Origin of the sequence: Mesorhizobium comanense (assembly GCF_005503535.1) — a bacterium.
Lineage (GTDB): Bacteria > Pseudomonadota > Alphaproteobacteria > Rhizobiales > Rhizobiaceae > Mesorhizobium > Mesorhizobium comanense.
In genome coordinates, this window is the sequence record NZ_SCNN01000012.1 from 1 (window position 1) to 21446 (window position 21446).

The window sequence follows — 21446 nt, forward strand, 5'->3', positions numbered from 1 at the left end:
GGAAGGGAGCTTTCCTGGACAAGCATCGAGTTCAAAGCCAGGTGCCTTTCCTCTCCCCCGTCGATCGGGGGAGAGGTGGCTCGGCGAAGCCGAGACGGAGTGGGGGTCGACCGGCGCTGCGCCACACGGTGCCGGTGCGCGCCCGTACGCCACAAGGTCACCCCCGCTCGGCCTGGATCCTGTTGTAATCGTGGATCGTCCGGCTCAACCTCCGGCGCAGGAAACTGGAGATGTTGTCGAAGATGAAGACGACCAGCAGGATCAAAAGCACCATGTAGAAGACGTTGGCCCAGTTGGAGTTGGTGCGCATGGCTTCCCACAGTTTCAGGCCGATGCCGCCGGCGCCGACGGCGCCGATGATGGTGGCGCCTCTGGTGTTGGATTCCCACTGGTAGAGCGTCTGGCTGATGAAGATCGGGATCACCTCGGGCATCACGCCGTAGCGCTGCACCAACAGGCCGTTGGCGCCGGTCGAAAGCACGCCCTCGCGTGGCTTGTCGTCGATGTTCTCAAGCGCCTCCGAGTAGGTTTTGCCGAGCGTGCCGATCTCGGTGAAGAAGATCGCGGCGCTTCCCGCCAGCGGGCCGGGGCCGAAGGCGCGCGTGAAGAACAGCGCCCAGATCAACATGTCGACCGAGCGCATGAAGTCGAAGAAGCGCTTGAGCACCTGGCTCAGCACGCCGCTCGGCGTGATGTTGCGCGCGGCGAAGAAGGCGAGCGGAAAGGCGACGATGCCGCCGAGCAGCGTGCCGAGGAACGCCATGACGATGGTCTGCAAAAGCTTCGTCCAGACGTCGCCGTGCTGCCACTGGGCATTGTTCCAGATGTTGTCGGCGGCGAGCGCGAGGTTCGATGTGCCCGGCTTGAGTTCAGGGCCCGACATGATCAGCGAGATCACCTCGCCCGCCGGCTTGCCGAAGAAGGGCGAGCGGGTGTCGAAAACGAAGTTTGCCCAGCCGAGGAAGCGCTTGCGCACCTTGACGCGGTCGACGGTGACACGGACCTCGCCGACGAAGCCCATCTTGGCGACCACCTCGTCGTCATGCGCGGTGACCCAGTCCGGCACCGGGCCCTGGACGAGCGGCTTGCCGCTTGCCAGCGAGACGGGAACCGTCTGGCCATTGGCGGTGATCGTCGCCTGCGTCTTGTCGAAGACGACGGATTTCGCCGGCCCGTCGATCAGGATCGTAAAGGTGCCGTCCGGGTTCTTGATCACCCAATCCGGGTTCGGGTTTTCGCCCAGTGCCGAGAAGCGCGGATATTTCGGCGTGATCTGCGGCTGGTCGAGGCGGAATTCCGGCTGCAGGTCGTAGCTGATCCACTGCGTCAGGAAGAGCGGCAGGCGCTCCCAATGCGATTCCCGCAGCACCTGGGGCAGGTTGAAGAACCAGAGGACATAGACGAGGTAAAGCAGAATGCCGGTAAACAGGAGCAGCGGCGAGAAGCGCTTGTACAGCGGCCGCCGGAACACTTGCGGGTAGCGCTCTTCGATCGACAGGATCTCGTCGGCGGTCATCGAAGCCATGTCAGGCACTCATCAGGAAGGCTTGCTCGCCAACCAGTTTGCGGCGCAGCCAGGCGGAAAACTGGTCGATGATGAAGATGGTCGTGAACAGCAGCAGCACCAGCGCCAGCGTCTTGGCGCCGAAGCCGCGCGAGATGGACAGTTTCAGTTCCTCGCCGATGCCGCCGCCGCCGACGGCGCCGATGATGGTCGAGGCGCGGACGTTAATCTCGACGCGCAGCAGCGTGTAGGACATGAAATTGGGCAGCACCTGCGGTAGGTCGGCGAACCGCACCCGCTCGAACCAGTTGGCGCCGACCGCCCGCAGACCTTCCTCGGCGCGCATGTCGATGTTCTCGTTGATCTCGTAGAACAGCTTGCCGAGCGCGCCGATCGAATGCAGGCCGATGGCGATGATGGCCGCGATCGGGCCGATGGAGACGATTGCAGCGAAAAGGCCGGCGATGACGATCTCGGGAAAGGCGCGCAGCAGTTCCATGAGACGTTTGACGATGAGCCTCAGCGCCGGATGAGGCGTCAGGTTGCGCGCGGCGATGAAGGAAAACGGCACGGCGAAGGTGAAGCCGATGAAGGTCGAGACCAGCGCCACGTTCACCGTGGTCAGCATCAACTCGAAATATTCGGGGACGTAGAAATCACCCCAGACATAAACCCGCCCGAGCGGGAAATTGTATTCCTGGGTGCCGGTGTCATGCGGCGAGGCAATGTCGAACAGCGCCCGCCAGACGTCGTTCCAGTCCTTGGGGACCAACCAGCTCAGGAAATCCAGGATATGCGGCAGCCGGTCGAAGAAATGGCCGGCATTGGCTTCGTCGGCGAACCACATGCTGGCGAACATGGCAGCGAGCAGCAGGCCGATGCCGAGCACGGTATAAAGGCGACGCAGCGACGTCTGGCGTCGCCAGGCATCGGCCATCTCATGAGTGGTGCCGGAGGGGGCTGTCACGGAAAGGGTCATGATGGGAGATGCAAAAAGGGCGGTACCTCAGGTACCGCCCCTTGCGATTTCGCCGTTAGCCGCCGATGGCTGCCTTACGAGCTTCGACGATGACGTTGTAGAAGTCTGGCTTCACCGGCACATAGCCGGTAAAATCGCCGCCTTCGACGCCTTCGAAGCAAGCCTTGTCCTTGGTGGGCAGTTCGGTGAAGAAGGCAGCGAGCTTGGCGGTCATGTCCTCGCCGAGCGCCGTGCGCACGACCAGCGGGCCGTTCGGGATCAGGCCCGAGCGCCAGACTTCGACGAAGTCGTTCGGGTCGACGGCGCCCTTGGCGACGACCTTGTGGAAGGTGCCGGAGGTGAAGCCGTTCTTGAAGTCGCCGATGCCGGAGGAATCGTCCACCGCCACGTCGACCTTGCCGTCGCGCACGGCCAGGATGTTGTTCTCATGGCCGCCGTTGAACTGGGTCGAGGCGAAGAAGGTCTCGTTCGAGGCGCCGGTGTCCTTCGGAATCTGGGTCAGCGGGATCAGGTAGCCCGAGGTCGAATCCGGATCGGCATAGCCGAGCTTCTTGCCCTTGGCCGACTTGATGTCGGTGATGCCCGAGGTCTTCAGCGCCAGGCCGATCGAATAATAGCCGGTGGAGCCGTCGGTCTGCTTGGTGGTGAGGATCGGGGTAACCGCCTTCGGGTCCTTGAGATAGACGCTGGCGTAGCCGGAGGCGCCGAGTTCGGCGAAGTCGAGCGTGCCGCCAAGCAGACCCTGGATGACGCCGTCATAGTCGGCGGCCGGGAACAGCGAGACCTTCTCGAAGCCGAATTCGGCCTTCAGGTGGTCGGCCAGGCACTGGTAGTTGCGCAGGCGGTCGGATTCGTTCTCGCCGCCGAGAATGCCGACGCGGAATTCCTTCATGTCGGCCGCGTGGGCCATGCTGGTGGCCATCGCGAGCACCGAAACGGCGCTCAATACCATCTTCCTGAACATTGATGTCTCTCCTGTAAGTTCCGGCCCCGCGCCGGAGACGTTCTTGATCCTGACGATTGCCCTTGACGCGGGCGGACGATCCAGGCTGCTCGTTATCGGCCCATACGGGCTCAGTATCCCGGAAATGCGGGCTCGAGCGGTCCGGCGGATGCGGCGATTTTCTGCTTGAAGGAAACGCTGGTGGAGGTGATGGCCTCGGAAATGTCGGTGCCGCTGGCATCGGCGCCATAGACGAGGCGCACAGCCTCGCGGTCGAGCGCTTCGGGCGGTCCGTCGAAGACCACCTTGCCGGCGGCCATGCCGATGATGCGGTTGCAATAGGCGCGCGCGGTATCGAGCGTATGCAGATTGGTGACGACGGTGATGCCTTCGCGCAGGTTGATGTCCTGCAGCGAGTCCATCACCACCTTGGCGTTGAGCGGGTCGAGCGAGGCGATCGGCTCGTCGGCCAGGATCACCTTGGGCTGCTGCATCATGGCGCGCGCGATGGCGACGCGCTGCTGCTGCCCGCCCGAGAGCGTGCCGGCGGGCTGAAGCGCCGTGCGGGCGATGTCGAGCCGCTCGAGGGCGGCGACGGCTTCCGCGCATTCAGCGCGGGAAAACATGCCGAGAAGGTTGGACAGGGTCGAGCGGTGGTTCAGCTTGCCGAGCAGCACGTTGGTCAGAACGTCGAGGCGCGGCACCAGGTTGAACTGCTGGAAGATCATCGCGCAGTCGCGCTGCCAGCGCCGCAACGGCGAGCCGCGCAGCTGGGAAACTTCGGCGCCGTCAAAAAAAATCGACCCCTGGCTGGGGTCGACGAGACGATTGATCATGCGCAGAAGGGTCGATTTGCCGGCGCCCGAACGGCCGATGACGCCGACCATCTGACCCTGCGGGATCGAGATGTTGACATCGCTGACGGCAGTGTTCTTGCCAAATCGTCGGCTGACACCGCGGATTTCGAGCGTTGCAGAGGCTGCTGACATAGGCAGGTTCCAGTCCGGACCATATTGATCGTCAGCTTCTCGCCTATCGCAGCCACATGAACCTGCCGTGTCGCGAGCGTGTCAGTTTTGTTACGCTCCACAGACGCGGCGGACCCCGCCTGCGAACGGTCATGCGAGCACGAGCAGTTCCTCGAAATGCTTCATGTCGCGGAAAGCGCAGAAGGCGGGTGCCTTGATCTCGATCACAGGAGCCTGACGCTGGAAAAGCGCCAGGCAATCCTCGAACAGCGCCTGCCATGCGGCGGCCCTGTCATCGGCAAGGCGCTGAATCTGGTAGGCGAAGGTGATGTGGAAGACGTAGGTATCGTGATCGGGATGCCGGTATCCGAACGGCACCGCGAGCGCATCGCGCCATTGGCGCATGATGCGCACATCCTCATCGGTCGCCCCGGCAACGGTGAGGCCGGTCGGAACGACCTCCACCACCCTGATGTTGAAGGGGCCGGCCCCCTGGAAACCTTCGAGGCGCTTGAGATAGAGACGCGTCATGGCATCGATGCCGGTATCCAGCGGCACGTCGTGCGGCCAGTAGGGCAGCCGGCGGCGGTATTCGATAATGCCCTGGAACAACGTCATGTGCAGGCTGGAGACGGGCGTGAAGGCGAGCCGGTCGGCATCGGGCATTGCCATCATCCGATCGCGCACGGCAAGCACCACGGCCTCGGACGGCGAACCGCCGACCAGGTGGCTGACGACGGTGTTGCCCGGCTCGGTCAGGAAATTGCCCGAAGTGTCGTAACGCGTACCGAGATGCACCGGCGCGGTCGGATTGGACCCGGCAAAGAATCCGGCGAGCGAAGGTTTGATTACATCGGGCATGGCAATCTCCTTGGGGAGATGGCGTCCTGTCCGAGTCCTGTGTCAGGGATATGAAACAGACTGCCCACTGACAGGCATAATGGGCCTATCCGGCGTGCTTCTCCAGGAACGCCTCCGCCGAAAGCTCGCGAAAATCATCGAGCGAAGCGCGCAGCCTGTTATGGTCCCAATCCCACCAGGCGAGCGCCTGGTAGCGTTCGGCTGTGCGGCGGTCGAAGCGTTCGCGGATCGGCTTGGCCGGCACCCCCGCAACGATCGTGTAGGGCGCCACGTCCTTCGAAACCACCGCCCCTGCACCGACCGCGGCGCCGTCGCCGACGGTGACGCCGGGCAGGACAGTCGAGCCGTGGCCGAGCCACGTGTCATGGCCGATGGTGACGCGCTTGGCGCGGCGTTGAGCGAAGAACTCGCTTTCGTGTTCGGCGTCGTCCCAGTAGTCCGAGGCGCGGTAGGTGAAATGGTGCAGCGTCGGCCGCCAGGTCGGATGGTTGGTGGCGTTGAGGCGCACGCTTGCGGCGATGTTGGAAAACTTGCCGATCGTCGCGCACCAGACGGCGCAGTCCTGCATCATGTAGGAATAGTCGCCGAGCTCGCTTTCGGAAACGCGGCTGCGGTCGGCGATCTCGGTCCAGCGGCCAAGCGTCGAATTGTGGACCTCCGCCGTCGGATGGACCAGCGGTGTCTCGGACAATTTCCTGGTCATGCGGCGAGTTTTCCCGGTGCGAAGGCGGTGACGTCGATGACGCGGTCGGCAACCGCCTCGCGCACCTCGTGGTCATGGAAGATACCGAGCAGGGCGACGCCGGCGGCTTTCTTGGCGGCGATGAGCTCGATCACCACGTCGCGGTTGGTGGCGTCGAGCGAGGCGGTCGGTTCGTCGAGAAGCAGGATCGGGTGCCCGGTGATGAAGCCGCGCGCGATGTTGACGCGCTGCTGCTCGCCGCCGGAGAAGGTCGCCGGCGGCAACGCCCAAAGCTTTTCCGGCAGGTTGAGCCGCGCCAGCAAGGCGCGCGCCTTGCCTCTCGCCGCCTCGCGCTCCTCGCCGCGTTCCACCAGAGGCTCGGCGACGACGTCGAGCGCCGAGACACGCGGCACGGTGCGCAGGAACTGGCTGACATAGCCGATCGTTTGCCGGCGTATGGCAAGGACCGTGCGTGGGCTGGCATGAGCGAGGTCGACAAGCCCGTCCTCGTGCTTGACGATGATCTGGCCTTCGTCGACGGCGTAATTGCCGTAGAGCATCTTCAGGATCGAGCTCTTGCCGGCGCCGGACGGGCCGCCGAGCACCGTGCATTCGCCGGCCTTGATCGAGAAGGAGACGCCGGCCACGACAGGAAGCTTGATGCCGTCGCGCAGATGCATGGTGAAGCTCTTGGCGACGTCAGAAACAACGAGGGGGGTCGGCATCGTCAAACCTGCAAGATCGAGGAAACAAGCAATTGCGTGTAGGGCGCCCGCGGATCGTCGAGCACGCGGTCGGTGAGACCGCTTTCGACGACGCGGCCATCCTTCATCACCATCATGCGCTGCGACAGAAGCCGCGCCACGGCGAGGTCGTGGGTGACGACGATGGCCGCGAGGCCGAGATCGGTGACCAGTCCGCGCAAGAGGTCGAGCAGGCGCGCCTGCACCGAGACGTCGAGACCGCCCGTCGGTTCGTCCATGAACACCAGCCGCGGCCCGGTGACGAGGTTGCGGGCGATCTGCAGGCGCTGGCGCATGCCGCCCGAGAAGGCGCGCGGCTCGTCGTCGATGCGGTCCTCTTCGATCTCGACGCGCGACAGCCAGTCGACGGCGGTGGCGCGGATCTTGCCGTAGTGTCGGTCGCCGACCGCCATCAGCCGTTCGCCGACATTGGCGCCGGCCGACACGGTCATGCGCAGGCCGTCCGCCGGGTTCTGGTGGACGAAGCCCCAGTCGGTGCGCATCAGGAAGCGGCGTTCGGCCTCGCTCATCCGGTAGAGCTCGCGGAACTGGCCATCGCGCATGCGGTAGCTTGCCGTGCCGGAAGAAGGCAGCAGCCGCGTCGAGAGGCAGTTGAGCAGCGTCGTCTTTCCCGAGCCGGATTCGCCGACCACAGCCAGGACTTCGCCCGGCCACAGGTCGAACGAGACGTTGTCGCAGCCGACGCGTGAGCCATAGAATTTCGACAGCGCCGAGACGCGCAGCAACGGTTCGTCGGTCATTGCGCCGGCTCCATGTTTTCCGAGGCAGGATGGGTATCAGGGGCAAGATGGCCGCGATGGCCGTCGGCGCGCCGCTTCTCGCAATGATCGGTGTCGGAGCAGACGAACATGTGGCCGCCATGGTCGTCGAGGATGACCTCGTCGAGATAGACGTTCTCGGCCGCGCACAGCGCGCAGGGCTGGTCGAAGGTCTGGACCTCGAAGGGGTGGTCCTCGAAGTCGAGGCTGACGACATCGGTGAAGGGCGGCACGGCGTAGATGCGCTTCTCGCGGCCGGCGCCGAACAGCTGCAGGGCCGGCGAACGGTGCATCTTGGGATTGTCGAATTTCGGCGTTGGAGAAGGGTCCATGACATAGCGGCCCTCGACCTTCACCGGATAGGCGTAGGTGGTGGCGATGCGGCCGTGCTTGGCGATGTCCTCGTAGAGTTTCACATGCATGAGGCCGTATTCTTCCAGCGCATGCATCTTGCGCGTTTCGGTCTCGCGCGGTTCGAGGAAGCGCAGCGGTTCGGGAATCGGCACCTGGAAGACCAGCACCTGGCCAGCGGTCAGCGGATGCTCGGGGATGCGGTGGCGGGTCTGGATGATGGTGGCGGTGGCGGTGTCGGTGGTCACCGCGACATTGGCGACCTTCTTGAAGAAGGCGCGGATCGAGACGGCGTTGGTGGTGTCGTCGGCGCCCTGGTCGATGACCTTCAGCACATCATCGGGACCGATGATCGAGGCGGTGACCTGGACGCCGCCGGTACCCCAGCCATAGGGCATCGGCATTTCGCGCGAGGCGAACGGCACCTGGTAGCCGGGAATGGCGATGCCCTTGAGGATCGCGCGGCGGATCATCCTTTTGGTCTGTTCGTCGAGATAGGCGAAGTTGTAGGTGGCGATGTCGGTCATGATGCGACCTCAAATCCCTTGGCGTAGCGCTTCAGCCGCTCATCGAGCGTGCCGGTGTGCAGTTCGAACATGTGGTTGTCGTCGTCGTAGAAATAGATTGATCTGCCTTCGCCCTCGACGCGCGGACGCGGCGGACGCATGCCCAGCCCGAGCTTGGCGACACGCTCGGCGTAGCGGTCGAAATCGGCGTCGTCGATCTTGAAGGCGATGTGGTTGTAGCTGCGCTCGGGAAGCCTCTCGCCCTCCATGATGGCGATCCAGATGTCGCCGATCAGGAAGAATTTCTCACGCGACAGCGAGAATTGCGTGGCGTCGCTGGCATAGACCTCGCGGGCGTCGAACACGCCCTCCAAAATCTCGGTCATCCGGTCGAGGTCGCGGACGATGAAGGTCATGTGGGACAGGCCCTCGATCATTCGGCGGCCTCCCGCTCTTCCTGCGCCTTGGGGAGATTCTCGCGGGCCTCGTATTCGGCGCGCATGCGGCGCACGAGGTCGAGCTCGGCCTGGAAGTCGACATAGTGCGGCAGCTTCAGGTGCTCGACGAAGCCGGTCGCCTGGACATTGTCGGAGTGCGAGATGACGAACTCCTCGTCCTGGGCGGCGGCGACGATGTCCTCGCCGAGTTCGGAGGCGCGAAGGGCCCGATCGCACAGCGCCATGGCCATCGCCTTGCGCTCGCTCTGGCCGAAGACGAGACCATAACCTCGGGTGAATTGTGGCGGCGCCTTGGCAGAGCCCTTGAACTGGTTGACCATCTGGCATTCGGTGACCCGCACCGTGCCGAGCGGCACCGCGAAGGGGAGTTCGGGGACGTCGAGCTCCAGTTCCACCTCGCCGATGCGGATCTCGCCGACAAAGGGGTGGTTGCGGGCATAGCCGCGCTGGGTCGAATAGCCGAGCGCCAGGAGAAAGCCCTCGTCGCCGCGCGACAGCGCCTGCAGGCGGATATCGCGCGCCATCGGGAATTCCAGCGGCTCGCGGGTGATATCGCCCGGGACGTGATCCCCGGGCATTTCGCCATCCGGTTCGATCAGGCCTTCGCGGGCGAGGATCGCCGAGACGCGGGGCATGGCCTGCGCTTCCGCCTCGCGCCGCAAGGGTTCGGCGACATCGGCGCCGGCGGCAAGCTCGGGGTCGAGCAGGCGGTGCGTGTAATCGAAGGTTGGGCCAAGCAACTGGCCGCCGGGCAGGTCCTTGTAGGTCGCCGACACGCGCCGTTCGACCAGCATGGCGCCGGTATCGATCGGCTTGGTGTAGCCGAAGCGCGGCAGCGTGGTGCGATAGGCGCGAACGAGGAAGATCGCCTCGATCATGTCGCCGCGTGCCTGGACGATGGCGAGTGCCGCCAGTTCCCGGTCATAGAGCGAGCCTTCGCTCATCACCCGGTCGACGCCGAGCGCCAGCTGCTCGACGATCTGGTCGAGGCGCAACGCCGGCACCGAGCGATCGCCACGCCGGCGGTCGGCAAGCAGGCTGTGGGCGTTGGCAATGGCGGCCTCGCCGCCTTTAACCGCGACATACATTCTATGCCTCCAACATCTTGATGCGCGTGGTGCGCGGCAGGCAGGCCAGCGCTTCTGGGGAGGCGAGGATGATGTCCACGCCGCGCGGAAAACGCTTGTTGTTCTGCTTCCACTGCTCGACGAAGTGACGCGGCATCTGTGCCGGCGCGATCGTGGCCGTGGTTTCGATACCCGGGCCTTCGAGCAGCAGCGGGGTGCCCGAGGTGAGATCGGCGACCTGCAGGATCAGCGTCGTCGAGCGGTCTGGATAGTCCTGCGTGCCCTGCGAAAAACCGTCCAGCGCCATCATCTCGGCGGGCGTGGCGACAAACGCGAAATGCGCGTCGGCGGGCGTGTTGGCCAGCGGCGCGCCGGAGTGAAAGCCGAGCCAGGAGATGACCGCGGCCGAGGCGTGCAGGGCCGGGTCGAGCCACACCGGCGCGTCGTTGTCGCAAAGGGCGAGCGCGATGGCGCCCGATGTGGCCGAAAGCGGCGCCGGCGGTCGGGCGAGGGCGGGCAAGGGCTGTACGCTGCCTGGCCGCGCCATGGCGTCCATGACCGCGCGGAACACGGCCTGGGCGTTGAAGACCGGATCGGCGAAACCGCCTTCGATCGATTGTACCGCGATATCCATCAATCCTCTCCGCGAACCATGGTGAAGAAGTCCACCTTCGTGGCCGCCGTTTCCGCGCGGCGCTTCTCCTGGGCCGAGCTCAGGGCCGACCTCAAAGGCGCGATCAGCCCGGCTTCGACCTGGGCGCGCCGGGCAGGGTCCTGCCACAACGCGTCGGCGATGGCCGCCAGCTTTGCCTTCTGCCAGTCGCGGCCAAGCGCGTAGCAGTGGCCGACCTGTCCGGACGGCACGCGCACCGTGGCGCGGGTGACGGTCGCCTCGCCAACATTGAAGGGCGCGCCGCCGCCGCCGATACGGCCGCGCAACGTCACGAGCCCGGTCTCGGGACCGCGCAGCAGCTCGGCTTCCGCCGGCAGGCCGGCCTCGTTCCAGAGCCGGACGATGTCGTCGCCGCTGGATTGCGCCAGCGTCGCCATCGCGGCCTTGCGCTCGGCCTGTTCGCGGGCTTCCTGTCCTCGCATCGCTTGTCGTCCTCTTTGCCAAACTTGTCTATTGATATAGACAACTATACAAATTATACATACTACGTAGCGCGAGTCCATGACGGGTGCATGACAGGCGCGGAATGCCGGGGGCGGCACAGGCCGGGGACAATTCATGATCGGGCGGCAAGGCGTGGACAGCATCGAGAGGCGCAGCGGCGTATCGCTGTGGCGGCAGATCGCCGACAAGATCCTGCATGCGATATCGACCGGCGACTTCGCCGAGAATGCAGCGCTGCCGCCGGAAATCGCGCTGGCCGAGCGCTATGGCGTCAACCGCCACACGGTGCGCAGCGCCATTGCGGCACTGGTACAGGAGGGTGTGCTGCGCGCCGAACAGGGGCGCGGTACTTTCGTTCTGTCGCGCAAGCGGCTCTCCTATCCGATCGGCGCGCGAACGCGCTTTTCGACTGGCCTGCAAGGGCAGACGTCGGAACGGCACATCGTGCTGCTCGCTTCATCGATCGAGCCGGCCGGCCAGCGGGTCGCCGAGGGGCTGGGACTGACCCGGGGCACCGAGGTGATAAGACTGGAGACACGCGGCGAGGCCGATGGGCGGCCGATATCGCGCGCCACTGCGTGGTTCGATGCCAGGCGCTTCGCCGGCATCGACAGGGTGATGGCCGAGACCGGATCGATCACGGCGTCGCTCAGCCGCCTGGGTGTAGACGATTATCTCCGGCAATCGACCGTGCTGTCGGCCCGCCATGCCGATGCGTCCGACCTGGCCGATCTCGACCTGCAGCCGGGCGCCATCGTGCTGGTCACGGTCGCCGTCAACGTCACGCCGGACGGCCAGCCGATCCAGTTTTCGGAGTCGCGCTTTCCGGCCGAGCGGATCGAGTTGAAGCTGTCAGCGCTCTGAGCCAGCCTCATACGAGACCGTGGTTTATCTGAACTCACGCTGATATCAGACCAGCCCTGTTGCACTTACTTGTCAGCGACGGCGCATTCGAGGACCGGCTTCCCCCCACTCCGTCTCGGCTTCGCCGAGCCACCTCTCCCCCCTCCGGAGGGAGAGGAAGCGAGCTAGCTGGAGTAAGCTCGCGCCTTTCCTCTCCCCCGTCGATCGGGGGAGAGGTGTCGAGCGAAGCTCGGCGGAGTGGGGGTCGACCTACGCTGGTTGTCACCGCATGCCATGTTATGCCCCGATTTCGATGACAGCCTTGATCAGCCCGGCTTTCTCATGCGCCCAGCGGGCGAGGTCGCGCGGCGCGCCAGCGAGCGTGGTGCGGTGGGTGACGAGCTTGTCCAGCGGCACGGCGCCATTGCGGATCGAGGCGGCGACGTGGTCGAAGTCGGCGCGCAAGGCGTTGCGACTGCCGACCAGCGTCATCTCGCGTTTGTGGAATTCCGGATCGGAAAAGACGATGTCGTCCTTGACGACGCTGACCAGAACCAGCGTGCCGCCATGCGCCACATGGGCAAAGGCCGACTGCACCGACTGCGTGTTGCCGGTGGCGTCGAAGACCACGTCGAAACCTTCGCCCGCGGTGGCCTCCCTGACCAGGTCGGGCGCGGCAGCGCGCGAGCCGTCGAGGATGTTGAAACCGAGCTCAGCCGCCGCGAAGTCCAACCTTTCGCTGCTCATGTCGAGGAGTGTCACGTCGAGCCCGGCAATGCGGGCGAAGATCGCGGTGCCGAGCCCGATCGGACCGGCGCCGACGACCAGTGTGCGGGCGCCTTGATCGGCGCGGGCGCGGCGCACGGCATGCGCGCCGATGGCCAGGAACTCGACCGCCGCGGCGTCGGCCAGCGACAGGCCGTTGGCCGGGTAGAGATTGCCTGCCGGCACCAGGATCTGGTCGCACATCGCGCCGTCGCGATGCACGCCCAGCACCTCGATCCTGACGCAGCAATTGGGCTTGCCGTGCCGGCAGGCGATGCATCTGCCGCAGGCGAGGTAGGGGTTGATGATGACAGGCTCACCGATCGCGAGATCGACGCCGTCTCCGGTCCCAACGACGGTCCCCGACACTTCATGGCCCATGATGCGGGGGTAGGCGAGGAACGGATGCTTGCCTTCGAAGATGTGGTAGTCGGTGCCGCAGATGCCGACATGGCTGACCGCGACCAGCGCCCAGCCGTGGGGCGGCGACCCGGGCGCGGGGCGGTCTTCCAGGACAAGGTCGCCGGGTGAACGGCAGACGACGGCTTTCATGTTCGATCCAGTTCTGTTCATGAAATCGCCGGTCCGCATGAGGTGGCGGACGGGTGATGGATTTGAGGTGGCTACTTGCCGCCGCGCCTGCGCAAGCCATCGAAATAGACGATGACGATGATCAGCACGCCGGTGATGATGCGCTGCCAGAAGGCGTTGACGTTGAGCAGGTTGGCGCCGTTGTTGATGGTCGCCAGGATGAAGGCGCCAAGCAGCGGACCGTGCACGGAGCCGACCGCGCCGAACAGCGAGGTGCCGCCGATGACCGACGAGGCGATCGCCTGCAGTTCCCAGCCCTCGGCCTGCGTCGGGTTGCCGATGCCGATGCGCGAGGCGAGCAGCACGCCGACGAAGGCGGCGCACAGGCCCGACAGCGTGTAGGCCATGTAGATGGTGCGCTGGACATTGACGCCGGACAGGCGCGATGCCTCGGCGTTGGAGCCGACCGAAAAGAGATAGCGGCCCCAGCGGCTGTGGTGAAGGAAGACATAGGCCGGAATGCCGACCAGGATGACCATCCAGAACAGGTTGGGGACGCCGAGGAAGGAGTTGCGCGAGAATTCCTGGAATGCGTCGTTGTTGATCGAGATCGAATTGCCGTTGGTCATCAACAGGCCGATGCCGCGCAGCGAGGTCAGCGTCGCCAGTGTGATGATGAAGGGTGGCAGGCCCATCTTGACGATGCCGAAGCCGTGGAACAGGCCGATGGCGACACCGACCAGCAGCGTGAGCAGGATGGCCAGGAAGACCGGCACGCCGGCATTGATCAGCATGGCGGCAATGACGGTGGCGAAGCCCACGACCGCGCCGACGGACAGATCGATGCCGCCGGTGATGATGACGAAGGTCTGGCCGACCGCCAGGATGGCGATCATCGATCCCTGCCGCAGAAGGTTCGAGATGTTGTTGGCCGAAGCGAAGCTCGGCGTCGCCACCGACAGGATGACCCAGAGCAGCACCAGCAAAGCCAGCAAAGTCAGTCCGAACAGGGCGTTGTAATTGCGCTTCGGCTTTTCGGCGGGGATAGCCTCGATGCTCATGTCTTTCCTCCCAGCTTTTCTTGTTTCTCGGCCAGCGCCTGTGTGAGAATTTCCTCGTGGTCGGCGGTGCGGAAGCCGTGCGTGGCCACAAGCTTGCCGCGGCGGAACACATGCAGCGTGTCGGCGAGCTCATAGACCTCGGGCAGGTAGGACGAGATCAGGATGATGCCGGCGCCCTTAGACAGGAGAGTGCCGAACAGGCGGTAGATCTCGGCCTTGGTGCCAACATCGACGCCGACCGTCGGCTCGTCGAAGATGAAGAGCTTGGCGCCATGCGCCAGCCACTTGCCGATGACGATCTTCTGCTGGTTGCCGCCCGACAGGCTGGAGGCCAGTGCGTTGCGTGTCGGCGTCTTGATCCTGAGATCGGCGATCTGGCGGTCGGCCTGCGTCTTTTCCTGCGCGCCGGAGATCAGCAGATTGTTGGAGATGCGCTTGTAGATCGGCAGGTTGAGGTTGAGGCCGACAGGCAGGTTGAGGCAGAGGCCCTGATCGCGGCGGCTTTCCGGCGCCAGCGCCATGCCGAGCTTGATGGCGTCATGCTCGGAATTGACCTGGACTTCGCTGCCCTGCCACAGGATCTGGCCCGCCGATTTGCGGTGGCGGCCGTACAGTGTGGTGACGAACTCGCTGCGGCCGGCGCCGATCAGGCCATAGAGGCCGACGATCTCGCCGGCGCGAACCGTCATGGAGACATTCTCGAAGCCCTTGCCCGACAGGTTCCTGGCCTCCACGATCGCGGCGCCCGGAGTGAAGTGCTCCTTGTGGTAGACCTGCTCGATCGAACGGTTGATCATCAGCTTGACCAGTTCGGCGTCGTTGGTCTCGGCGATGTTCCTGGTGCCGACCAGCGTGCCGTCGCGCAGCACGGAGACACGGTCGGCGAGCTCGAACACTTCCTCCATGCGGTGGCTGATGTAGATGATCGTCACGCCTTCGCTCTTGAGCCGGCGGATCAGGGTGAAGAGCTGGTCGGCCTCCTTGCGGGTAAGGTAGGCCGTCGGCTCGTCGAAGATCAGGAATTTGGTACCGCGCACGGTGGCGCGGGCGGCGGCGATCAACTGCTGCTGGCCGATGGTGAGGTCGCCGAGCACGACATGGGCGGGCAGGTCGAAGCCGAGATCGTCGATGATCTTCTGCGCCTGCCTGACCATGGCGCGCTGCTGCAGGATGCCGAAGCGCGCAGTCTCCTCGCCCAGGAACATGTTGGCGGCGACCGTCAGGTGACGGCACAGCACGACCTCCTGGTGAACGGCGTTGATGCCAAGCGCCATCGCCTCATGCGGGGTCGCAAGCGCGGCGGGCCTGCCTTCCCAGACAACCTCGCCCGAGGTCCGCGGCATGACGCCGGTCAGGAGTTTTATGAGGGTGGATTTGCCGGCGCCGTTCTCGCCGACGATGGCGTGGATCTCGCCGGCCCTGAAGGCCAGCGTCACTGGTTTCAGCGCATGGGTGCCGGGATATTTCTTCTCCAGGCCGCGCAGTTCGAGGATCGTCCGGCCGGGCTCCAGCACGGGGGCGGGATGCAGGTCTTGCGCCGTCGATGTCATGACAATCCTCCCAGATTGATCTCCCGGCTTGGCTCCCACGAGTTGGCCACGACTTGGCACCAAGACGAGGCTTTCGAGGCGCCTGCCGGCAGCCTAGTCCAGACCGCCGGATTTCCAAGCGATATGATGTTTCCGGGGCACGCGGCCCCGGAAACCGTGCGACGCGACGATGCTCAGTTGAGCTTCGGGTTGAGCAAGGCGTCGATCTTGGGGTCCTTCATGTTGGCCTTGGTGACGAGATTGGCGCCGGTGTCGACATTGGCCTCCACCTTCTCGCCCTTCGAGGCGGCGAGCGCGGTCTTGATGCCGTCATAGCCCATCCGGTACGGATCCTGGACGACAAGGCCGGAGATGACGCCGTCATTGAGGAACTTGATCAGCTTCTCGTCGCTGTCGAAGCCGATCAGCGCGACCTTGCCGGCAAGCTTGTTCTCGGCGACCGCCTGGCCGACGCCCTGCGCCATGATCAGGTTGGAGGCGAAGATGCCCTTCAGGTCCGGATTGGCGGTGATCAGGTCGGTGGCGATGTTGAGACCGGTGGTGGCCTGGCCGTCGGCATATTTGTCGGCGATCAGTTCGAGGCCGGGATATTTGGCCTTGAGCTCTTCCTTGAAGCCCTGGGCGCGCTGCTCGAGCGAACCGGCGCCGGGAAGGGCGGTGATGAGCGCAACCTTGCCCTCGACCTTGCCGCCATTGGCCGCGCCGATGGCCGCTGCGAGACCGTCCGCCGCGACGCGGCCGCCCTGGACGTTGTCGGTGGTCAGGAACGAGGTGAAGGCCTTGGAGTCGGCGCTGGAGTCGATGCCGATGATCTTGACCTTGGCCGCGGCTTCGTCGATCGGCTTGCCGAGCGCCTTGGCTTCGGTCGGCGCGATGACGACGGCGGCCGGATTGCCGGCGACGGCGTTCTCGAGGATGGAGATCTGGCCGTTGACATCGGTTTCAGCCTGGGCGCCGAGCTCCGGCACGTTGACGCCGAGATCCTTGCCGGCCTTGCGGGCGCCGGCCAGAACGATCTGCCAGTAGAAGGACGTGGTGTCCTTGACGATGATCGGGATCGTCACATCCGCCGCCGATACCGGTGCGGTGTGCATGACGCCGGTGAGCATAGAGGCAGCCGCGAGTGCCATGACGGCGCGGCGGTTGAGAATGCTGGTCACGAATTTCATTAGGATCCTCCCTAAGTCGCCCTGTGAACGTTACGGAAGCTCTGTCCGGTCAGGCGCGGCCCAAACAGAACTTTATCAATAAAAAACATTTACCGTATTTTGATAGTGCATCGGCCTAACCGATGCAAGCGGTGTTTCGGGCCACTCCTCTCGAGGCCTCACGGGTCCGCGGCGCTGCTCCTCCCTTGCCCGTGGCCAACACTTCCGTTCCGTTCGACAAGATAATGGAATGTTAATTCCACCAATTAGTCAATATGGAATGTTCATTCTTTTTTTGGATCGCGCTTTTGTGAAGCCGATCTCCGCCTCACCCCAATTCCTGCTCCACCGTGAAGGGACGATATCTGGCGTACTCCGTCGCCGGTATGTCTATGTCGAGCAATTCCAGGTTACGTGTCAGGTTCGCCAGTTTTGCGGTGCCGGTCAGGACGGTGGCGACGGCAGGCTCGCGCAAGGGGAACTTGAATGCGGCGGCGGCCAGGGGATAGCCGCCTTCGCCGGCGATCTTCTCCATCGCGTCGACCCGGTCGAGCATGTCACGGCTGGCGGGCTGGTAATCGAAATGCGCGCCTTGGACCGGGCCTGTCGCCAGGATGCCGGAGTTGAAGACGCCGCCAATGACCAGCGAGGTCTGCCGCTCCCGGCAAAGCGGCAGCAGTTCGGCTTCGGCGCTGCGGTCGAGCAGGGAATAGCGGCTGGCGAGCAGGATACAGTCGAGCGGCGCGCGGCGCATCACGTCGAGGCAGATCCGGACCTCGTTGACGCCCAGCCCGTAGGCGGAGATCGTGCCGGCGCGCTTCAGCTCCTCGAGCGCCTTGAGGCCGCCATCCATCAACTGGCGAAAGTGCAGCTTGGTCTTCTCGACGCCATGTGTGTAGGCGCCGATATCGTGGACGTAGAGGATATCGATCCGGTTCAGGCCGAGCCGCGCATAGCTGAACTCGACCGAGCGCATGATGCCATCATAGGAATAGTCGTAATCGAGCGTGAAGGGCAGCGGATCGACATAGGAATGGTCAGGCACCTGGTCTTCCGGCACCGGGCGGAACAGGCGTCCGACCTTGGTCGACAGCACGTAGGATGAGCGCGGCTTGTAGCGCAGGAAATCGCCGAAGCGCCGCTCCGACAGGCCAAAGCCGTAGAACGGAGCGGTGTCGAAGTAGCGCAAGCCAGCATCCCAGGCGCCCTGCAGCGTCTCCATCGCCGCCTCGCGCGGACAGGCCCGGTAGAGGCCGCCGATCGCGGCGCCGCCGAAACTGACTTCGGTGACTTCGAGCGCCGTCTGGCCGATGCGGCGTTTTTCCATGCAAAGCCTCCCCGTTGCCAGCCGCTTTCCGGCCGGGCCTTTCTACCAGATATCAGTTGTATTTAGAGCGTCGCGCCGAGATGCCAGGGCACGAACTCGTTGTCGCCGTAGCCAAAGTCCTCGCTCTTGGTCTTGCGGCCGGAAGCCGTCTCGACGATCAGTTCGAAAATCTCGCGGCCCATGCCGGCGATGGTCTTTTCGCCCGAGGCGATGACGCCGCAATTGACGTCCATGTCTTCTTCCATCTGGTGGTACATGGTCGAGTTGGTGGCGACCTTGATCGAAGGCGTCGGCCGGCAGCCGAAACAGGAGCCGCGGCCGGTGGTGAAAACGATGACATTGGCGCCGCCGGCGACCTGGCCGGTGGCCGAGACCGGGTCGTAGCCGGGCGTGTCCATGAACACCAGTCCGTTGCCGGTGACTTTCTCGGCATAGCCGAACACACCGTTGAGCGGGGTCTGGCCACCCTTGGCCACGGCGCCCAGCGACTTTTCGAGGATGGTGGTCAGCCCGCCGCGCTTGTTGCCCGGTGAGGGGTTGTTGTCGATGGAGGCGCCGTGCTTGGCGACATGATCCTCCCACCATTTCACATAGCCATCGAGCTTCTTGGCGATTTCGGGCGTCGCCGCGCGATAGGCGAGCAGGTGCTCGGCACCGTAGATTTCAGTCGTCTCGGAAAGGATGCCGATGCCGCCGACGCCGGCCAGGATGTCGACCGCCGCGCCGAGTGCAGGATTGGCGGTGATGCCCGACATGCCGTCGGAGCCGCCGCACTGCAGGCCGACGACGATTTCGCTGACCGGGATCGGTTCGCGCTTCAACTGGCCGACCTCCTCGGCGATCTCGGCCAGCACGCCCATCGCCTTCTCGACCGATTTGCGCGAGCCGCCGGCGTCCTGGATGTTGAAGTGGCGTTTGCCGGCGGCGGCACCCTTCTGGCCGTAGAGGGTGAGCTGGTTGACCTCGCAGCCGAGGCCGACCATCAGCACGCCGCCGAAATTCGGATGGCGGGCGTAGCCAGCCAGCGTGCGATGCAGCACCATCATGCCGTCGCCGGTGCCGCTCATGCCGCAGCCCTGGCCGTGGACGATCGGCACGAAGCCGTCGATACCGGGATATTTGGGCAGCAGGGTCCGGTTGGCCGTGTCGGCGATGGAATGGCAGACGGTGGCCGAACAGTTGACGCTGGCGATGATGCCGATGAAGTTGCGCGTGCCGGCTCGGCCGTCGGCGCGGCGATAGCCCATGAAGGTGCGGGCGCGATCGGCCTCGGTCGCGTGCTCGGCTTCGCTCGGCGGCACCACCGGCAGGCGGCCGGCCTCGAAGACCAGATTGTGCGAGTGGACATGCTCGCCGGGCGCGATGTCCTGCGTGGCGCGGCCGATCGCCTGGGCGTACTTCACCACGGCTTCACCCGCGGCGATCGGCTTGATCGCCACCTTGTGGCCGGGCTCGATGACCGCCGTGGCGGTGGCGCCGCCCGGCAGCGCGGTGCCGGTCTCGACGCGGCCGTTGGCGACGGCGACATTGTCGGCGGGGGACAGGAGGATGGTGTTGGAGGCGTTCACGGGCGTTTCCTGGGTGATCCTGGGATGCGCGCGGATTGACACGCGCCTGTTAAGAGTTAATGTCTTTTATCGTGAAAAAACATTTTTGCGTCAATTGTTTTTTCGCAGGCGGTTGCGCGTGCTCCCGGGCATGACGGCGCTGCTGACAACGAACCAGGCCGGCGAAAGCGATTCCTGCTTCTCAGGGGCATGGGAACGTCATATTGCGCTTCGAGCCGGCCGCCGCAAGCGCCGGCATGGATGGGGCAGGGGATGTCGAAGAGCAACAACGTCTACAAGGATGCCTACAACAGGTGCCTCAGGCTGCTTGACGAGACGCGCAGCCTGCCATCCGAACCGGAACTGGGCGCGCTGCTCGGCGTCAGCCGCACGACGGTGCGCAGCATCCTGGCGCGCATGGAGGAGACCGGGCTCATCGCCTGGAACAAGCGCGCCAAGACGGTGCTGCGCGATCCGCATCCCGACGACTTCTTCCCCGAGGAAGAGACCGATACGCTGGCCGAAATCATCGAGCGGTCCTTCATGCGGCGGCTGCTCGCAGGTGGCGCGGAGGCCGGCATGCAGATCAACGAGCTCGAACTGGCGCGCGAGATCGGCGTCGGCACCACCAGCGTGCGCGAATTCCTGATCCGGTTCTCCCGCTTCGGCCTGATCGAGAAACGCCGCAACAGTCATTGGGTGCTGAAGGGCTTTACCCGGGCCTTCGCGCTCGAACTCACCGAGATCCGCGAGATGTTCGAGCTGCGCTCGGCGGCTGCCTTTGCGGCCCTGCCGCAGGACAGCCCGGTCTGGGCCGATCTCGACCGGCTTGAGGATGAGCATCGCCAGCTGGCCCGCGACATCGCCACGCGCTTCAACGAGTTTTCCGAGCTGGACGAGCGCTTCCACAGGCTCATCCATCGTGCCTCGCACAACCGCTTCATCGTCGATTTCTACGACGTCATCGCCATGATCTTCCATTACCACTACCAATGGAACAAGGCGCAGGAGCGCCAGCGTAACGAAGTCGCGGTCGGCGAGCATCTTGCCTATATCGAGGCGCTCAGGTCGCGCGACCTCGGCAAGGTAGATGCCGCCTGCCGCAAGCATTTGAAGTCGGCGCGCCAGACGCTGCTGACCTCGATCCCGGAGAGCAGGCAGCCGGCGCGCGCCTGATCGCGCCGCGTTGCCGCAGCATCGATTTGGCGATTTTCCGCCTCCCTTTCGCGTGATAAGTATCGCGCCAGTAGCTTGAAGAGGCCGATCGTTTGAAAAGCCGGGGGAGACGCTGGAGCATGCCGGCCGCACTTGTCGCGGCCTATTTGCTGTTGCTCCAGTCGACCCTTGGCGCCTTCGCCTTCGGCGTGCCGAACGCGGCGCAGCTCGATGCTTTCGGCAACGTCATCTGCACTCACGACGGCGCCACCCAGCTTCCGGACGGCGACCAGCATCCCTCGCATCCGCCGGCCTGCTGCACGCTTGGCTGCAGCATGTTTTCATCGGCCTTCGCGCCGCCACCCGATGCCGGGATCGCGCTGGGCAATTTTTCCTTCCAGACGGTCGCCTTCGTCTTTCCGGCGAGCATCCATCTCGGCTTCGCGCGCGAACGTTCGCCGTCGAACCCGCGCGCGCCGCCGCTCGCGGCCTGAGCCGGCGCGCCCGGCGGACCCTTTTACGGGCGCACCCATCCAAAGATCAAAACGTCTCGCGGCCGGC

At 64.8% G+C, this 21446-nt stretch carries 22 protein-coding genes; 3 read left to right on the forward strand and 19 right to left on the reverse strand.

The window, feature by feature from the left end:
- Positions 1-157 precede the first annotated feature (157 nt).
- The 13 genes from phnE (FFS37_RS20165) to phnG form a co-directional block, all read right to left on the reverse strand.
- On the reverse strand, positions 158-1525 hold the full coding sequence (gene phnE / locus FFS37_RS20165) for a phosphonate ABC transporter, permease protein PhnE (protein ID WP_137932730.1): 1368 nt from the start codon (positions 1523-1525) through the stop codon (positions 158-160).
- A gap of 1 nt (position 1526) precedes the next feature.
- The gene (gene phnE, locus FFS37_RS20170; protein WP_137932731.1) at positions 1527-2483 is read right to left on the reverse strand and encodes a phosphonate ABC transporter, permease protein PhnE; all 957 of its coding nucleotides are present in this window, start codon (positions 2481-2483) and stop codon (positions 1527-1529) included.
- Positions 2484-2538: 55 nt separating this feature from the next.
- Positions 2539-3447: a phosphonate ABC transporter substrate-binding protein gene (gene phnD, locus FFS37_RS20175; protein WP_137932732.1), complete on the reverse strand. Its 909-nt coding sequence runs from the start codon at positions 3445-3447 to the stop codon at positions 2539-2541.
- A gap of 110 nt (positions 3448-3557) precedes the next feature.
- Positions 3558-4415, reverse strand: coding sequence for a phosphonate ABC transporter ATP-binding protein (gene phnC, locus FFS37_RS20180; protein WP_137932733.1), 858 nt, complete (start codon positions 4413-4415; stop codon positions 3558-3560).
- A 129-nt stretch (positions 4416-4544) separates the two neighbouring features.
- Complete coding sequence (locus FFS37_RS20185; RefSeq protein ID WP_137932734.1) at positions 4545-5255, reverse strand: DUF1868 domain-containing protein; 711 nt, start codon at positions 5253-5255, stop codon at positions 4545-4547.
- 85 nt (positions 5256-5340) lie between these two features.
- Complete coding sequence (locus FFS37_RS20190) at positions 5341-5958, reverse strand: DapH/DapD/GlmU-related protein (RefSeq protein WP_137932735.1); 618 nt, start codon at positions 5956-5958, stop codon at positions 5341-5343.
- Positions 5955-6662, reverse strand: a complete 708-nt coding sequence (phnL, locus tag FFS37_RS20195; protein WP_137932736.1) for a phosphonate C-P lyase system protein PhnL — start codon at positions 6660-6662, stop codon at positions 5955-5957. Before phnL ends, FFS37_RS20190 begins: the two co-directional genes overlap by 4 nt.
- Positions 6663-6664: 2 nt before the next feature.
- A complete protein-coding gene (gene phnK, locus FFS37_RS20200) occupies positions 6665-7441 on the reverse strand; it encodes a phosphonate C-P lyase system protein PhnK (RefSeq protein WP_015315654.1) in 777 nt (258 codons plus the stop codon).
- On the reverse strand, positions 7438-8337 hold the full coding sequence (locus FFS37_RS20205) for an alpha-D-ribose 1-methylphosphonate 5-phosphate C-P-lyase PhnJ (protein ID WP_137932737.1): 900 nt from the start codon (positions 8335-8337) through the stop codon (positions 7438-7440). The genes phnK and FFS37_RS20205 overlap by 4 nt, the downstream gene beginning before the upstream one ends.
- Entirely contained in the window at positions 8334-8753 is a 420-nt protein-coding gene (gene fosX / locus FFS37_RS20210; protein WP_137932738.1) for a FosX/FosE/FosI family fosfomycin resistance hydrolase, read from the reverse strand. Before fosX ends, FFS37_RS20205 begins: the two co-directional genes overlap by 4 nt.
- Positions 8750-9862 carry a carbon-phosphorus lyase complex subunit PhnI gene (locus tag FFS37_RS20215; RefSeq protein WP_137932739.1) on the reverse strand — a complete coding sequence of 371 codons (1113 nt, stop codon included), beginning with the start codon at positions 9860-9862 and terminating at the stop codon, positions 8750-8752. Before FFS37_RS20215 ends, fosX begins: the two co-directional genes overlap by 4 nt.
- Before the next feature lies 1 nt (position 9863).
- Positions 9864-10475 carry a phosphonate C-P lyase system protein PhnH gene (gene phnH / locus FFS37_RS20220; RefSeq protein WP_137932740.1) on the reverse strand — a complete coding sequence of 204 codons (612 nt, stop codon included), beginning with the start codon at positions 10473-10475 and terminating at the stop codon, positions 9864-9866.
- Positions 10475-10936, reverse strand: coding sequence for a phosphonate C-P lyase system protein PhnG (gene phnG / locus FFS37_RS20225; RefSeq protein ID WP_137932741.1), 462 nt, complete (start codon positions 10934-10936; stop codon positions 10475-10477). The genes phnH and phnG overlap by 1 nt, the downstream gene beginning before the upstream one ends.
- Before the next feature lie 136 nt (positions 10937-11072).
- Here phnG and phnF point away from each other — a divergent pair, with 136 nt between their 5' ends.
- The gene (gene phnF / locus FFS37_RS20230; protein WP_137932742.1) at positions 11073-11822 is read left to right on the forward strand and encodes a phosphonate metabolism transcriptional regulator PhnF; all 750 of its coding nucleotides are present in this window, start codon (positions 11073-11075) and stop codon (positions 11820-11822) included.
- A gap of 276 nt (positions 11823-12098) precedes the next feature.
- Here phnF and FFS37_RS20235 read toward each other — a convergent pair whose 3' ends face one another.
- The 6 genes from FFS37_RS20235 to FFS37_RS20260 all read right to left on the reverse strand — a co-directional run bounded on the left by FFS37_RS20235 (position 12099) and on the right by FFS37_RS20260 (position 19751).
- Positions 12099-13118: a zinc-binding alcohol dehydrogenase family protein gene (locus FFS37_RS20235; protein ID WP_137932743.1), complete on the reverse strand. Its 1020-nt coding sequence runs from the start codon at positions 13116-13118 to the stop codon at positions 12099-12101.
- Positions 13119-13189: 71 nt separating this feature from the next.
- Positions 13190-14158: an ABC transporter permease gene (locus tag FFS37_RS20240; protein WP_137932744.1), complete on the reverse strand. Its 969-nt coding sequence runs from the start codon at positions 14156-14158 to the stop codon at positions 13190-13192.
- Positions 14155-15708 (reverse strand): sugar ABC transporter ATP-binding protein, encoded by a 1554-nt coding sequence (locus FFS37_RS20245; RefSeq protein WP_137932745.1) that lies wholly within the window; start codon positions 15706-15708, stop codon positions 14155-14157. The genes FFS37_RS20240 and FFS37_RS20245 overlap by 4 nt, the downstream gene beginning before the upstream one ends.
- Before the next feature lie 173 nt (positions 15709-15881).
- Entirely contained in the window at positions 15882-16877 is a 996-nt protein-coding gene (locus FFS37_RS20250) for an ABC transporter substrate-binding protein (protein ID WP_137932746.1), read from the reverse strand.
- Positions 16878-17184: 307 nt separating this feature from the next.
- A complete protein-coding gene (locus FFS37_RS20255; protein ID WP_137932747.1) occupies positions 17185-18183 on the reverse strand; it encodes an aldo/keto reductase in 999 nt (332 codons plus the stop codon).
- Positions 18184-18245: 62 nt separating this feature from the next.
- Positions 18246-19751: a UxaA family hydrolase gene (locus tag FFS37_RS20260; RefSeq protein ID WP_137932748.1), complete on the reverse strand. Its 1506-nt coding sequence runs from the start codon at positions 19749-19751 to the stop codon at positions 18246-18248.
- 252 nt (positions 19752-20003) lie between these two features.
- Here FFS37_RS20260 and FFS37_RS20265 point away from each other — a divergent pair, with 252 nt between their 5' ends.
- Positions 20004-20906 (forward strand): GntR family transcriptional regulator, encoded by a 903-nt coding sequence (locus tag FFS37_RS20265; RefSeq protein WP_137932749.1) that lies wholly within the window; start codon positions 20004-20006, stop codon positions 20904-20906.
- A 119-nt stretch (positions 20907-21025) separates the two neighbouring features.
- Positions 21026-21379: a DUF2946 family protein gene (locus FFS37_RS20270; protein ID WP_137932750.1), complete on the forward strand. Its 354-nt coding sequence runs from the start codon at positions 21026-21028 to the stop codon at positions 21377-21379.
- Positions 21380-21446: the final 67 nt, after the last annotated feature.

Bases quoted from the DNA above. Each gene is read 5' to 3' on its own strand.
- phnE (WP_137932730.1), bottom strand. From the start codon at position 1,525: ATGGCTTCGATGACCGCCGACGAGATCCTGTCGATCGAAGAGCGCTAC.
- phnE (WP_137932731.1), bottom strand. From the start codon at position 2,483: ATGACCCTTTCCGTGACAGCCCCCTCCGGCACCACTCATGAGATGGCC.
- phnD (WP_137932732.1), bottom strand. From the start codon at position 3,447: ATGTTCAGGAAGATGGTATTGAGCGCCGTTTCGGTGCTCGCGATGGCC.
- phnC (WP_137932733.1), bottom strand. From the start codon at position 4,415: ATGTCAGCAGCCTCTGCAACGCTCGAAATCCGCGGTGTCAGCCGACGA.
- FFS37_RS20185 (WP_137932734.1), bottom strand. From the start codon at position 5,255: ATGCCCGATGTAATCAAACCTTCGCTCGCCGGATTCTTTGCCGGGTCC.
- FFS37_RS20190 (WP_137932735.1), bottom strand. From the start codon at position 5,958: ATGACCAGGAAATTGTCCGAGACACCGCTGGTCCATCCGACGGCGGAG.
- phnL (WP_137932736.1), bottom strand. From the start codon at position 6,662: ATGCCGACCCCCCTCGTTGTTTCTGACGTCGCCAAGAGCTTCACCATG.
- phnK (WP_015315654.1), bottom strand. From the start codon at position 7,441: ATGACCGACGAACCGTTGCTGCGCGTCTCGGCGCTGTCGAAATTCTAT.
- FFS37_RS20205 (WP_137932737.1), bottom strand. From the start codon at position 8,337: ATGACCGACATCGCCACCTACAACTTCGCCTATCTCGACGAACAGACC.
- fosX (WP_137932738.1), bottom strand. From the start codon at position 8,753: ATGATCGAGGGCCTGTCCCACATGACCTTCATCGTCCGCGACCTCGAC.
- FFS37_RS20215 (WP_137932739.1), bottom strand. From the start codon at position 9,862: ATGTATGTCGCGGTTAAAGGCGGCGAGGCCGCCATTGCCAACGCCCAC.
- phnH (WP_137932740.1), bottom strand. From the start codon at position 10,475: ATGGATATCGCGGTACAATCGATCGAAGGCGGTTTCGCCGATCCGGTC.
- phnG (WP_137932741.1), bottom strand. From the start codon at position 10,936: ATGCGAGGACAGGAAGCCCGCGAACAGGCCGAGCGCAAGGCCGCGATG.
- phnF (WP_137932742.1), top strand. From the start codon at position 11,073: ATGATCGGGCGGCAAGGCGTGGACAGCATCGAGAGGCGCAGCGGCGTA.
- FFS37_RS20235 (WP_137932743.1), bottom strand. From the start codon at position 13,118: ATGAAAGCCGTCGTCTGCCGTTCACCCGGCGACCTTGTCCTGGAAGAC.
- FFS37_RS20240 (WP_137932744.1), bottom strand. From the start codon at position 14,158: ATGAGCATCGAGGCTATCCCCGCCGAAAAGCCGAAGCGCAATTACAAC.
- FFS37_RS20245 (WP_137932745.1), bottom strand. From the start codon at position 15,708: ATGACATCGACGGCGCAAGACCTGCATCCCGCCCCCGTGCTGGAGCCC.
- FFS37_RS20250 (WP_137932746.1), bottom strand. From the start codon at position 16,877: ATGAAATTCGTGACCAGCATTCTCAACCGCCGCGCCGTCATGGCACTC.
- FFS37_RS20255 (WP_137932747.1), bottom strand. From the start codon at position 18,183: ATGGAAAAACGCCGCATCGGCCAGACGGCGCTCGAAGTCACCGAAGTC.
- FFS37_RS20265 (WP_137932749.1), top strand. From the start codon at position 20,004: ATGTCGAAGAGCAACAACGTCTACAAGGATGCCTACAACAGGTGCCTC.
- FFS37_RS20270 (WP_137932750.1), top strand. From the start codon at position 21,026: ATGCCGGCCGCACTTGTCGCGGCCTATTTGCTGTTGCTCCAGTCGACC.